The following is a 13466-nucleotide window of genomic DNA, read 5'->3' as shown; positions in this document are numbered from 1 at the left end:
AGCGCCACCCCCGGTCAGGCGCTTGTCGCGGCGGGCACGGAACGGTGCGCTTCGCTCAGACGCCGTCGAGAACCTCGGCCACCAGTCCCGGCAAGTCGGCAAAATCCGAAAACCGCGCCCGTTGCGTCAGGGTGTCCAGCGGCACGTGGCAATAGCCCTCGGTGTACAGCAGGAACGGCACGCCCGCGCGCTCCGCGGTCCCGGCGTCGATCTCGCTGTCGCCCACATACAGCGCCGGCCCGTCGCCCAGCGCCGCAAGGGCCGCAAGCAACGGCGCGGGGTCGGGCTTGCGCGTGTCCAGGCTGTCGCCGCCGATCACCGCGCCGAAGGTCTGGTCCAGATCGAAGTGCCGCAGCACCGCATGGGTCGGCCCGATCGGCTTGTTGGTGCACAGCCCGAGCCGGTGCCCCCCTGCGGCCAGCGACCCGAGCGCCGCGCGCACGCCGGGATAGAGCTCGGTCAGCGCGTTGCCGGTTTCGTAGCGCGCGATGAACGTCTCCAGCAGCCGTGCCTGTTCGGCGTCGGGAATACCGCGCAGGGCGCGCATCCCCGCGACAAAGGCCGCAGCACCGCTGCCGATGCAGGTGATCGCCTCGTCCAGCGTCAGGCGGGGCAGGCCCTCGTCGTCAAGCACCGAGTTGCCCACCGCGCAGATGTCGGGCGCGCTGTCGATCAAGGTGCCGTCGAGGTCGAAGACGATGCGCGCGCTCATGCAGGTTTCCACTTGATCGAGCAGCCCATCGACGGGACCTGATCGGCGGGGCCCCGACCGGTCTCGGCGATCTGGATCATGGCATCGCGAAGCTCGCGCCGGTCCGTGCCCAGACGCCCGCGATACTGCAGGCCGAGCTTTGCGTTGAAGCCGAAGAAATCCGGCGTGCAGGCCGCGTTATAGGCGCGCGCGACCGACTGGTCGGCATCGTGCAGGTAGGGAAAGGGCAACGCATGCGTCTCGGCCATCTTCACCATGTTGTCGAAGCTGTCGGCGGGGTAGGCCTCGGCGTCGTTGGCGCAGATCGCGACCACCGCGATGCCGCGTTCCTGCAAGGCGCGGGCGTCTTCGATGATGCGGTCTAGGACGCGCAGCACATAGGGGCAATGGTTGCAGATGAACATGACCAGCGTGCCGTTCTCGCCCTTGAGCCCGGACAGCGAAAGCCGCCGCCCGTCGGTCGCGGGCAGGGTGAAATCCGGCGCCGACCAGTCGACATCGCAGACGGGTGGGGTCGCGGCCATGGCTCAGGCCGCCCGTGCCGCATCGCGGATGGCGCGGATATTCGCGCCGTAGACATCGGGCGTGTCGACCGATCCGCCCCGGAACACCGCAGACCCCGCGACCAGCGCGTCGGCCCCGGCCTTGACCACAAGCGGCGCGGTCTTCGGATCGACGCCGCCATCCACCTCGATATGTACCTCGCGGTCGCCGATCATCGCCCGCAGGCGGGCGATCTTGTCGGTCATGTCAAGAAAGCTCTGCCCGCCGAAGCCCGGGTTCACCGTCATCACGCAGACCAGATCGGCGATGTCCAGAAGATGCGCCACCGCCTCGGCGGGTGTGCCGGGGTTCAGCGCCACGCCCGCCTTCAGACCCGCCGCGCGGATCGCCTGCAGGGTGCGGTGAATATGCGGCCCGGCCTCGATGTGCGCGGTCAGGATGTCGGCCCCGGCCTCGGCATAGGCGTCGATATAGGGATCGACCGGCGCGATCATCAGATGCACGTCCATCACCGTCTTCACATGCCGCCGGAAGGCCTTCACCGCCGCCGGGCCGAAGGTCAGATTCGGCACGAAATGGCCGTCCATCACATCGACATGCACCCAGTCGGCCCCCTGATCCTCGATGGCGCGGATCTCGCGGCCGAAATCGGCGAAATCGGCGGACAGGATCGACGGGGCAATCTTGATCGAACGGTCGAAGGGCATGGCGGCGCTCCTTGGCAGGCTACGGGTTCGGGCGCTTCTGCCACGGCGCGGCAGGGGCGTCGAGACCCTCGGGGTCGCACTGGCCCCGGGATCCTCGGGCGGGGCGCGCTCCTGATGGCTCCGGCGTCCGGGCTTTTGCGCCACAATGCGCCCCGCGCGCGCGCATCGCCCTTGTCCGATCCGCCCGGCGCGCGGCACAAGGAAAGGGTGCAACAACAGGAGCGACCGGCATGGGCCCGAAAATCTATCTTCTGAACGGGCCGAACCTCAACCTTCTGGGGCAGCGGCAGCCTGAAATCTACGGCCACGAGACGCTGGACGACGTGGCCCGCGACTGCGCCGCGCTGGCGGGCGAGGCCGGGTTCGATCTGCGCGCGTTGCAGTCCAACCACGAAGGCCAGATCGTCGACTGGATCCACGAGGCGCGTGCCGACGCGGTCGGTATCGTGATCAACCCCGGGGCCTATTCGCACACCTCCGTCGCCATCCTCGACGCGCTCAACACCTTCGAGGGGCCGGTGATCGAGGTGCATATCTCGAACATCCACAAGCGCGAAAGCTTCCGGCATCATTCCTACGTCTCGACACGCGCCGACGCGGTGATCGCGGGTGCGGGCACCGATGGCTACCGCTTTGCGATCCGGCGCATCGCGACCCTGACAGCCGTCTGACAGGGGCCGCCGCGGCGCTTTGACCCTGCCATCCGCGCAGCCGCCTGGGTGGCCGAGGTGGTGGCGGCGATGGCAGCGGCGGCATCCGCGCAGGGGGCCTGACCGGTCTGCACGCACCGCCCGGGGGCCATTACCTCTTTGCCATCTCCGGGGGCATCGGCAAGGATGCCATCGGGGCCGCATTGCCGCACCCGTCGCGGGTCCTTCGCGATGCGCCCCGCACAGGCGGCAGTCAGAAAAAGGTGTCTTCATGGCCGATCAGGTGAGTTACGAGCTGGACGACGGCATCGCCGTCATCACGGTTGCCAATCCACCGGTGAACGCGCTGGGCCAGGCGGTGCGCGCCGGGCTGTGGCAGGCGGTGGACCGTTTTGCCGCCGACGACGGCGCGCGGGCGGCGCTGATCCTCGGCGCGGGCAAGCTGTTCTTCGGCGGCGCGGACATCTCCGAGTTCGGCAAACCGCCCGCCGATCCCGGCCTGCCAGAGGTGGTCAGCCATATCGAGGCCAGCCCAAAGCCGGTGGTCTGCGCCATCCAGGGCGCGGCGCTGGGCGGCGGGCTCGAGGTGGCGCTGGGCTGTCACTACCGCGTCGCCATGGCGGGGGCCAGGCTGGGTCTCCCCGAGGTCAACCTCGGCATCATTCCCGGGGCCGGCGGCACCCAGCGCACGCCGCGTCTCATCGGGGTGAAAGCCGCGCTCGAGATCATTCCGGCGGGCGGCACCGTCCCGGCCGAGCGGGCAGTGGCGCTGGGCCTTGCCGACCGGCTGGCGACGGGCGATCCGCGCGCCGCGGGGCTGGCCTATGCGCGCGACCTGCTGGCCGGTGGCGCGGGTCCGCGTCCGGTGGGCCAGATGCCGTGCCCCGCCCATGACGCCGATGCGCTGTCGGCGGCGCGCGCGCTCTGGACGAAGAAATCCGGCGGCGAGGTGGCGCGCCTGGCCTCCATCGACGCGGTCGAGGCCGCCACCCGGCTGGCGATTACCCCCGGCCTCGCCGAAGAGCGCCGGATCTTCCGCGCGATGATGGAGACACCGCAGCGCGCGGGCCTGATCCATGCCTTCTTCATCGAACGCAAGGTCGCCAAACTCCCCGAGATCGACGGCGTCCCCCCCCGCGAGGTGGCGACGCTGGGCGTGATCGGCGGCGGCACCATGGGCGCGGGCATCGCCACGGCCGCCCTTCTGCGCGGTTTCGATGTGACGCTGATCGAACGCGACCAACCCGCCGCCGACAAGGCCACCGCCACGGTGACCGGGAACCTCGACGGCGCGGTGCAGCGCGGCAAGCTTTCCGCCGACCAGCGCGACGCGATCCTGTCGGGCACCTTCCGCACCGCCACCGGGTATGATGCGCTGGCGCAGGCCGACCTCGCCATCGAGGCGGTGTTCGAGGATATGGACGTCAAGAAGGCGGTCTTTGCCGAACTCGACCGGGTGATGAAGCCCGGCGCGATCCTCGCGACCAACACCTCCTATCTCGATATCGACGAGATCGCGGCATCGACCGCGCGCCCCGGAGACGTGATCGGGCTGCACTTCTTTTCGCCCGCGCATGTGATGAAACTTCTCGAGGTGGTGGTCGCCGACAAGACCGCCCCCGACGTCACCGCCACCGCCTTCGCGCTGGCCAGACGTCTGGGCAAGACCGCCGTGCGCGCGGGCGTCTGCGACGGTTTTATCGGCAACCGGATCATGGCCAAGTATCGCGCCAGCGCCGATCGCATGGTGCTGGCCGGGGCCAGCCCCTACCAGGTCGACCGCGCGATCCGGGCGTTCGGCTTCCCGATGGGCCCCTACGAGATGGGCGATCTGGCCGGGCTCGACATCGGGTTCCTGACGCGGCAGCGCAAGGCACCGACCCGCGATCCGCGCGACATGGTGCCGACATGGGCCGATGAGATGCATCATCTGGGATGGCACGGTCAGAAGACGCAGCGCGGATACTACCTCTACGATCAGGGTACCCGGGGCGGCAGGCCCGACCCCGAGGTCGAGGCGCTGATCGACAAGGCGCGGCAGGCGGCGGGGGTCACCCCGCGCGACTTCACCGACGACGAGATCCAGCGCCGCTACATGGCCGCCCTGGTCAACGAGGCCGCGAACGTGGTCGACGAAGGCATCGCGCTGCGTCCGCTCGATGTGGATGTGACGCTGCTTTACGGCTATGGATTTCCGCGCTTCCGAGGTGGTCCGATGCACTGGGCGGACCATGTTGGTCTGAAAACGCTGCTGGCCGATATCGAAGCCTACGCGCAAGACGACGCCTTCTTCTGGCAACCCTCCGGGCTGCTCCAACGTCTGGTCCGGGAGGGCCGGGATTTCGCCAGCCTGAACGACCGCGCCTGACGCGGCCCGCCGTGACCGATGCCGCCCGCCCGGTCGGCCACGCGTGTGTCCGGGGCGATCGGGGCGGCGTCGGCGGCAACGGAAATTCCTGACGGGGGCATCCCCGCAGTGCAACCAGACACGGAGAGACGACAATGGATCTCGCCTATACCGACGACCAGAAGGCTTTCCGCGACGACGTTCGCGCCTTTCTGGCCGACAAGCTGCCCAAGCGCCTCTCGGGCAAGGTCAGGGACGGCAAGCGTCTGGACAAGGCCGATTACGAGGAATGGCACGCCATCCTGAACGCGCGCGGCTGGCTGGGGGTGAACTGGCCCGAAAAGCACGGCGGCACCGGCTGGGACGCGGTCGAGCGTCACATCTTCGAAGAGGAAACGACCCGCGCCCATGCCCCCCGCATCGTGCCCTTCGGCGTCAACATGCTGGGGCCGGTGCTGATGAAATTCGGCTCCGACGCGCAGCAGGCGCATTACCTGCCGCGTATCCTGAACGGCGATGACTGGTGGTGCCAAGGCTATTCCGAACCCGGCGCCGGGTCTGATCTGGCCTCGGTCAAGACCAGTGCCGTGCGTGAGGGCGATCATTATATCGTCAACGGCCAAAAGACATGGACCACTCTGGGGCAATACGCCGACAAGATCTTCTGCCTGGTGCGCACCTCGAAAGAGGGCAAACCGCAGCAAGGCATCTCGTTTCTGTTGATCGACATGGACACGCCCGGCGTCACCGTGCGCCCCATCGTGCTGATCGACGGCGAGGCCGAGGTGAACGAGGTCTGGTTCGAGGATGTGAAAGTCCCCGCCGAAAACCTCGTGGGCGAGGAAAACAGGGGCTGGACCTATGCCAAGTACCTCCTGACCCACGAGCGTACCAACATCGCCGGCGTCGGGTTCGCCACCTCCGCGCTTGCCAACCTGCGCCGCATCGCCGGGCTGGAACAATCGGGCGGCAGGCCCCTGATCGAGAACCCGTTCTTTGCCGCCAGGCTGGCCCGGATCGAGATCGACCTGATGGCGATGGCAACCACCAACCTGCGCACCATCGCGGCGGCGGCGGCGGGCACGGCGCCTGGGGCCGAAAGCTCCATGCTCAAGATCAAGGGCACCGTGATCCGGCAGGACATCAACGCGCTCACCCGCCAGGCCGTCGGCCCCTACGCGATGCCCTTCGTCTCCGAGGCGCTGGACGCGGGCGCAAATGTCGACCCCGTCGGCCCCGATTACGCGATGCCCGCCACGCAGGCCTATTTCAACAACCGCAAGCTGTCGATCTACGGCGGCTCGAACGAGGTGCAGCGGCAGATCATCTCGAAGGCCATTCTGGAGCTGTGATCCGGCGCGCCGCGACTGCCGCGGCGCCGATCCCCGATCCGTACCTCCCCCGGCGACCCGCGAGGACAGACAACGATGAATTTCGAACTCACCGAAGAACGCCAGATGCTGCAGGACAGCCTGCGCCGCTACCTGCGCGAAAACGTGACCCCTGACGCGCTGACCGCCGCCACCGAAAGCGACAGCGGCCATTCCGACGCGCTCTGGCAGGGCCTGACCGAGATGGGCGTGATCGGCGCGCTGTTCTCCGAAGACGATGGCGGCTTCGGCGGCGCGGGCTTCGATATCGCCGTGGTCTTCGAAGAGCTGGGCCGCGCGGGCCTGTTCGAGCCGCTGCTCGAAACGGGCATCCTCGCAGGCGGGCTGATCGCGGCCATGGGCAATGATGCGCAAAAGGCCGGGATCGACGCCATCATCGGCGGCGCGATCCTGACATTCGCCCATTCCGAACCGCGCGCGCGCTACGATCTGACCCACGTCGAGACCACCGCCGCGCAGTCCGGCGCGGGCTGGGTGCTCTCGGGGCGGAAGTCGCTGGTCGCCCATGCCGCCGCCGCGGAGGCTTTCGTGATCAGCGCCCGCAGCGCGGGCGACAGCACCGACGAAGACGGCATCTCGCTGTTTCTGGTGCCCGCGGATGCGCCGGGCCTGACGCTGCGCGACTACGCGCTCAATGGCGGCGGGCGCGCGGCGGAGCTTACCCTCAGCGACGTGGCCCTGCCCGCCGATGCGCTGATCGGGGATGCGGGCACTGCGTTTGCTGCCATCGAACTGGCCGCCGCCCGCGCCACCGCCGCGATCTCCGCCGAAGCTCTGGGCCTGATGGAAACGATCCGCACGCTGACCGTCGGCTACCTGCAGCAGCGCCATCAGTTCGGCAGACCCATCGGCAAGTTCCAGGCGTTGCAGCACCGCACGGCCGACGTGCTGATCGAGATCGAGCAGGCGCGCTCGGCCACCATCAACCTCGCGGGCCATCTTACTGCCGACCGCGCCACGCGCGAACGCCATGTCAGCGCCACCAAGAACCTGATCGGGCGCTCGGCGCGGCTGGTGGTCGAGGAATCGATCCAGATGCACGGCGGCATCGGCATGACCGCCGAATACGCGCTGGGACACCTGGCCAAGCGGCTGACCATGGTCGACCACCGCTTCGGCGACAGCGATTACCACCTCGAACGCTTCATCCGCCTGGGCGCGGCCTGACCGATGGCGGTGATCCGGAACGAGACCGGCGCGCAGCGGACTCTGGGCTATGTCACCGATGTCGGGCAGGGCGACGGGTCGGCCCGCTGCATGCTCGATGTGGGCGCGGAACATGCCAACCGTCACGGCGTGCTGCACGGCGGCTTCGCGGCGCTCCTGCTCGATAACGCGATGGGGGCGACCAGCAGCCTGACCGTGGACGACACCGGCCGCGCGCCCTTCCTGACCGTCTCGATGTCGGTGAACTTCGTCGCGGCGGGGCTGGTGGGCCAGCGCATCACCGCGACGGGCACCGTCACCGGCGGCGGCAAGTCGCTGCTGTTCGTGGCGGGCGAATTGCGCGGCGCGGACGGCACCCTGATCGCCACCGCGCAAGGGGTCTTCAAACGCGTCCCGCGTGAAAAGCTGGCCCATGGCGGGGACGCATGAGCCGCGTCGACCGGCCCCGGTCCGGGCACCGGCGGCCACGGTCCCGAGGACGCGCGCCAGCGCGGACGAGGTGCCGCGCGCCTGCCGGGCTCAGCGCCGCGCGGCCTCGCGGGGCAGGGCCGCGCAATGCGCCCCGCCCGCCGCCTGACCGCTGCCAAGCGCGATCAGCGGCGGCGCCTTGAACCGGTCGAGCGGCGCGCTCCGCGCCGCGTCGAACAGGATCAGCGCCGCGACCAGCGTCAGCGTCAGCCCGGCGGTCAGTCTGCGTGTCCTCATCTGCGCCCCTCCAGCCCCAGCAGTGGCCGCAGCCTGACGCCCACAAAGGCACCGCCGAAGGCCGCCACGAACCACGCCCAGCCATGCAGCGACCCGGTCGAGATGCCGGAAAAGAACGCCCCCACATTGCAGCCGAAGGCCAGCCGCGACGCATAGCCCAGCAGGAACCCCGCGATAATCGTCGCGACCCAGGCGCGCGCGGGCAGATCGGGCAGGCCCTGACCCAGCCCCGAACGCCAGACCGCCACCAGGAACGCGCCGCCGATGATGCCCAGATTGGTCAGCGAGGTGACATCGGTCAGCAGGCTGTCGGCCACCCGCTCGACGTTGCCCGGCGTGCCCCAGAACCCCGAGCCCGACAGGTCCATGCCCAGCGCCGAGGCCCCCTTGGCGGCCCACAGCCCAAGCCCGTAGACCACGCCCCAGGGCTGTCCCGCCACGACAAGGTTGAGGATCGCCAGCCCCGCCAGCAGCGCCGCCGCGATCCACAGCCTGCGCGGAATGCGCCGCGTGCCGGGGGCGGCCAGCGCCAGCAGCAGGGCGGCCACGGCACCCAGCGCGCCCAGCGTGATCAAAAGGCCCGTCGTACCCTCGAAGACCACCACCGGCAGCGTCCCGAGCGACGTCCACCACAGCAGGTGATAGGCCCCGGCGAAACTGCCCAGGGCAAAGAACGGCAGCGCCATCAGGCTGACCGGGTTGCCCGATCCCGCGTTGACCAGCGTGCCCGACCCGCAGCCCATCACCACCTGCATCGCGGCCCCGAAGACAAAGGCCCCGGCGACCATGGCAAAGCCCACCGGCGCATGCGCCCCGATGACGGTGCCGCCCGCGCCGTCGAGGATCGGAAAGGCCACCAGCGCCACCAGCCCGATGGACACCAGCTGCGCCAGCGTTCCCGACGGATCGCGCCGGGTGATCAGCGCCCGCCACGGCCCCGCAAAGCCGAACCGGAACCCCTCGAGTACGATGCCGAAGCCCAGCCCGATCAGCAGCAAGAGCCCGTAGCGCCCGCCCGCGTAGCCCGCCACCAGAAGCGCCAGCGCCAGCGCGCCCGCCACAAGCCCCGCCCGGGTCAGGACCGACGCGGTGGGGGCTGCCGCGCCCCCGGTCTCAGCTGCAACTGTCATGGCTCAGAAGATGTTCTTGACCTGGATCCAGAGATAGCGGAACGGGCCCGGCACGTTGGCCATCTCGTGGCCCGCATTGGACCAGCCGACCATGCTTTCGGGGTAAAGCCTGGTGTTGTCGTTGCCCGCCAGTTCGGACAGGGCGAACCAGTTGGTCGCGGCCCAATGCCCGGTGTTGCAGAACGAAATCAGATTTTCGCTGCCGGTCAGGCCGTTTTCCTCGGCCAGACGGCGCGCGGCGGCGGCGTCGATGATCGCGGGGCCATTGCCGAACCAGCTTTCATGCACGAAGAACCGCGACTGCGGCAGGGTGCCCGGGCGCGCGGCGGCGGCGTGCGACTGCTCGCCGTTCCAGAAGCTTTCCGGGCGCGCATCCAGCAGCAGCGTATCGCTGTCACCGGCAATGGCGGCCTGCACGTCGTCGACGCTGGCGGTCCAGGTGTCGTCCCAGCTGACGGTGATGTCGGACGGTGCGGGCGTCACCGCGTCGGTCGACAGCGCCAGACCCGCCTCGGTCCAGGCATTCAGCCCACCGTTGAGGATGGCGATCTCCTCGAAGCCTGCGGATTTCAGCGTCCAATAAACCCGGGCCGCCGCCCCGAAATCGGTCACGCTGGACCCCTGGTAGGTCACCACCACCGGCTGGTCGGCGACAAGGCCGAGGCTGCGGAACGTCTCGGTCAGCTGGGCTTCGGGTACCATCTGGCCGGGGTTCTCGGACGGGCCGCGGAACAGCCCGTAAGGCGCGTTCACCGCACCCTCGATATGGCCCCCGGCATAGCCCTTGTCGTCGGCGCCGCGAATGTCGAGGATCTGCAGCGCCGGATCGGTCAGCTCGGCCTGCAGCGCGCGCGCGGCGATCAGCGGTCCGTCAATGGCGGCAAGGGCGGGGGCCGCGGTCAGGCAAAGCGCCGCGACAGTTGCAAAAAACTTCATGTCCGTCTCCAGAATCCGATGGCAGGCAGGGTTGCCGCCATCTGCGCCAGTGCCGCGCGCAAGACAAGGCGAAAGCGCGCCTGCGCCCTTGCGTACCCGGGGCCGGCCGTTCCGCCATCACGCCCGTGCCCGGAACGCTGTCCCTCGCTTCGGGTCGCGGGCAACTTTCATGGACGTGCGACCGCATTGCCATCCTATCACGCTTCCTTTTTTCCCCCGCCGCACCATTTCGAGAGGAAATTTGACGCATTGCGGGCGGTTCGGTGCATTCGCGTCGGACTTCGGGTTGAGGCCCGGGTAAAAACTGCGCAAACATGTCGAACACGTCGCAGGGGACCAGTGGGGAGAACTCGTGTCGCTCTTTGTCATCGTTGCGCTACCGTTCCTGGGGGCATTGCTTCCGGGGCTCATGTATGGTGCCGGCCGCAAGGCCTGCGCGAGTGTCACCCTTGCGGTCACGCTGACCGCCCTGATCGGCCTTTTGTCGCGCCTGCCCGAGATCTGGCGCGGCGAGACGATCATGGCCAGCGTGCCGTGGCTGCCGACCCTGGGCCTCAACGTCGATCTGTGGCTCGATCCGCTGGGCTTCTTCTTCGCGCTCCTGATCCTCGGGATCGGGGCGCTGATCATCATCTACGGTCGCTACTACCTGTCGCGCGACGACCATATGGGCGAGTTCTTCACCTACCTCTTGCTCTTCCAGGGCGCGATGGTGGGCATCGTCCTGTCCGACAACATCCTGCTTTTGCTGGTGTTCTGGGAACTGACCTCGCTGTCGTCCTACCTTCTCATCGGCTATTGGAAACACCTGCCCGAAGGTCGCCAGGGCGCGCGGATGGCGCTGACCGTGACCGGGCTCGGCGGTCTGGCGATGATCGGTGGCGCGCTCATTCTGGGCGACATCGCGGGCAGCTACCGCATCTCCGATATCCTGCAGGCGCGCGACGCGATCCAGGCCAGCCCGCTTTACACGCCCGCGCTGATCCTGATCCTTCTGGGCTGTTTCACCAAGTCGGCGCAGTTCCCGTTCCACTTCTGGCTGCCGCATGCCATGGCCGCGCCGACGCCGGTGTCGGCCTACCTGCACTCGGCCACCATGGTGAAGGCCGGCATCTTCCTGATGGCGCGGCTCTGGCCGGCGCTCTCGGGCACGCCGGAATGGTTCTACCTGGTCACCGGGGCGGGGCTGATCACCATGTGCCTCGGGGCGGTGATCGCGCTTTTCAAGCATGACCTCAAGGCGCTGCTGGCCTTCTCGACGGTGTCGCATCTGGGGCTGATCACCATGCTTCTGGGCACCGGCACCGCCTTCGGGGCGCTGACGGCGGTGTTCCACATCCTCAACCACGCGACCTTCAAGGCGGCGCTCTTCATGTCGGCGGGCATCGTCGACCACGAGGCCCATACCCGCGACATCCGCCGCCTGGGCGGGTTGCGCCACCTGATGCCGGTGACCGCCACCATCGCCATCGTGGCGGCGCTGTCGATGGCGGGCATTCCGTTGATGAACGGCTTCATCTCGAAAGAGATGATGCTGGAAGAAACGCTGAACACGCAGCTTTTCGGCCCGGTCTGGCTGGTGCCCGCGCTGGCGACCTTCGGCGCGCTCTTTTCGGCGGCCTATTCGTTCCGCTTCATCGGGCACACCTTCCTCGGCAAGGCCCGTGACGACTACCCGTCGCATCCGCACGATCCCAATCCCGGCATGTGGCTGCCGCCCGCCTTCCTGGTGGCGCTGGTCATCGCCATCGGCGTGGCCCCCTTCGCGGTCGAACCCTTCGTCAAGTTCGTCACCGCGGCGGTTCTGGGCAATGTGGCCGAGGTGCCCAGCTATCACCTGGCGATCTGGCATGGCTTCAAGACGCCGCTCTACATGTCGGCGGTGGCGGTGACCGGCGGCCTGATCCTGCTGGCGCTGCACGCGCCGCTGCAAAAGGCCTGGAACGCCGCGCCACGGCCCGAGGCCAAGACCATCTTCGACGCCGTCATCGCCGCGTCCCTGTCGCTGTCGCGCGGCGTCACCGGGGCCTATCACGACGGCGCCTTCACGCGCTACGCGGCGATCCTGTCGCTGACCATCATCGCCGCGGCGGGCCATGCCTGGATGACCGGCAGCACCTCCGCGCCGGTCACCATGGGGGCCTGGCCGAACCTCGCGGCGACGGCCGGCTGGCTGATGCTGGTGGCGGCCACCGTGGCGCTGGTGCTGACCCATCACAACCGCCTTCTGGCGCTGATCCTCATGGGCATCGTCGGCACCATGGTGTCGGTGGGCTTTGCCTATTTCTCGGCGCCCGACCTTGCCATGACGCAGATCTCGGTCGAGGTGGTGACGATCATCCTGATGCTGCTGGCGCTGAACTTCCTGCCCGACTACACGCCGCGCGAAAGCACCGCGATGCAGCGGGTCTTCGACGGTGCGGTGGCGGTGCTGGGCGGGCTCGGCGCGGGTCTGCTCAGCTATCACCTGCTGCAGGGCCAGTTCGTGGCACCCTCGATCTCAAAATACCACCTGGCCAATTCCTACTACGGCGGCGGCGGCACCAATGTGGTCAACGTCATTCTTGTGGACTTCCGGGGCTTTGATACCTTCGGCGAGATCATCGTGCTCGGGATCGCGGCGCTGGTGATCTACGCACTGACCGAGACGCTGCTTTCCGGCCCGGTGCGGGCGCGGCTGCTGAACCGGACGCCGGACAAGCCACTGGCGGGCGACCGGCATCCCTTGATGATGGTGGTCCTCACCCGGGTGATGATGCCCATCGCGCTGATGGTCGGGGTCTATATCTTCCTGCGCGGCCATAACGAACCGGGCGGCGGCTTTATCGCCGGACTTGTCGTGGCGGTCGCGGTGGTGATGCAATACATGGCGTCGGGATTTGCCTGGGCGTCGGACCGCCAGCGCTATCCCTATCACGGCATCATCGGCTCGGGCGTGCTGGCGGCGGGGCTGACCGGCATCGGTGCGTGGTTCACCGGGCGCGAATTCCTCACCTCGAGCTTCGGTTACATCAAGCTGCCGGGCCTCGAGGCGTTCGAGGTCGCCTCGGCGGCGATGTTCGACGTGGGCGTCTTCCTCGCGGTGGTGGGCGCGGTGATGCTGTCGCTTGAAAGCTTCTCGCGGCTGGCCCGCCGGGCCGAAACGCGCGATCCGGAATACCCGATGGATATCGACCCGTCGCGCGAACCCGAACCCGAACCCGAGGGGGGATCCTGA

The 13466-nt window shown here is 68.4% G+C and carries 12 protein-coding genes; 6 read left to right on the top strand and 6 right to left on the bottom strand.

Annotation, left to right across the window (positions count from 1 at the left end; all coding sequences use genetic code 11):
- Window positions 1-55: 55 nt before the first annotated feature.
- The 3 genes from gph to rpe are packed head-to-tail and all read right to left on the bottom strand — an operon-like array spanning window position 56 to window position 1923.
- Window positions 56-712 (bottom strand): phosphoglycolate phosphatase, encoded by a 657-nt coding sequence (gene gph / locus ACXYMN_RS09445; protein ID WP_459013336.1) that lies wholly within the window; start codon window positions 710-712, stop codon window positions 56-58.
- On the bottom strand, window positions 709-1236 hold the full coding sequence (locus tag ACXYMN_RS09440) for a thioredoxin family protein (protein WP_459013335.1): 528 nt from the start codon (window positions 1234-1236) through the stop codon (window positions 709-711). Before ACXYMN_RS09440 ends, gph begins: the two co-directional genes overlap by 4 nt.
- A 3-nt stretch (window positions 1237-1239) precedes the next feature.
- Window positions 1240-1923, bottom strand: a complete 684-nt coding sequence (gene rpe, locus ACXYMN_RS09435; RefSeq protein WP_459013334.1) for a ribulose-phosphate 3-epimerase — start codon at window positions 1921-1923, stop codon at window positions 1240-1242.
- A 230-nt stretch (window positions 1924-2153) separates the two neighbouring features.
- On the opposite strand from rpe, the gene aroQ reads away from it, so the two are divergent.
- The 5 genes from aroQ to ACXYMN_RS09410 all read left to right on the top strand — a co-directional run bounded on the left by aroQ (window position 2154) and on the right by ACXYMN_RS09410 (window position 7907).
- The gene (gene aroQ, locus ACXYMN_RS09430; RefSeq protein ID WP_459013333.1) at window positions 2154-2594 is read left to right on the top strand and encodes a type II 3-dehydroquinate dehydratase; all 441 of its coding nucleotides are present in this window, start codon (window positions 2154-2156) and stop codon (window positions 2592-2594) included.
- A 250-nt stretch (window positions 2595-2844) separates the two neighbouring features.
- Window positions 2845-4941, top strand: coding sequence for an FAD-dependent oxidoreductase (locus ACXYMN_RS09425; RefSeq protein ID WP_459013331.1), 2097 nt, complete (start codon window positions 2845-2847; stop codon window positions 4939-4941).
- Window positions 4942-5075: 134 nt separating this feature from the next.
- On the top strand, window positions 5076-6272 hold the full coding sequence (locus ACXYMN_RS09420; RefSeq protein ID WP_459013330.1) for an acyl-CoA dehydrogenase family protein: 1197 nt from the start codon (window positions 5076-5078) through the stop codon (window positions 6270-6272).
- Between the two features lie 75 nt (window positions 6273-6347).
- Window positions 6348-7478 carry an acyl-CoA dehydrogenase family protein gene (locus ACXYMN_RS09415; RefSeq protein WP_459013329.1) on the top strand — a complete coding sequence of 377 codons (1131 nt, stop codon included), beginning with the start codon at window positions 6348-6350 and terminating at the stop codon, window positions 7476-7478.
- A gap of 3 nt (window positions 7479-7481) precedes the next feature.
- A complete protein-coding gene (locus tag ACXYMN_RS09410; protein WP_459013328.1) occupies window positions 7482-7907 on the top strand; it encodes a PaaI family thioesterase in 426 nt (141 codons plus the stop codon).
- 90 nt (window positions 7908-7997) lie between these two features.
- On the opposite strand, the gene ACXYMN_RS09405 is transcribed toward ACXYMN_RS09410, so the two are convergent.
- The 3 genes from ACXYMN_RS09405 to ACXYMN_RS09395 are packed head-to-tail and all read right to left on the bottom strand — an operon-like array spanning window position 7998 to window position 10249.
- Window positions 7998-8183 carry a hypothetical protein gene (locus ACXYMN_RS09405; RefSeq protein WP_459013327.1) on the bottom strand — a complete coding sequence of 62 codons (186 nt, stop codon included), beginning with the start codon at window positions 8181-8183 and terminating at the stop codon, window positions 7998-8000.
- Entirely contained in the window at window positions 8180-9313 is a 1134-nt protein-coding gene (locus ACXYMN_RS09400; protein ID WP_459013326.1) for a YeeE/YedE family protein, read from the bottom strand. Before ACXYMN_RS09400 ends, ACXYMN_RS09405 begins: the two co-directional genes overlap by 4 nt.
- A 3-nt stretch (window positions 9314-9316) precedes the next feature.
- Window positions 9317-10249, bottom strand: coding sequence for a sulfurtransferase (locus ACXYMN_RS09395; protein ID WP_459013325.1), 933 nt, complete (start codon window positions 10247-10249; stop codon window positions 9317-9319).
- A 352-nt stretch (window positions 10250-10601) separates the two neighbouring features.
- Here ACXYMN_RS09395 and ACXYMN_RS09390 point away from each other — a divergent pair, with 352 nt between their 5' ends.
- On the top strand, window positions 10602-13466 hold the full coding sequence (locus ACXYMN_RS09390; protein WP_459013324.1) for a monovalent cation/H+ antiporter subunit A: 2865 nt from the start codon (window positions 10602-10604) through the stop codon (window positions 13464-13466).

This window comes from Roseivivax sp. CAU 1753, assembly GCF_054482575.1.
The sequence above is the reverse complement of the archived record's forward strand: the minus strand, read 5'-3'. Positions and strand labels throughout refer to the sequence as shown.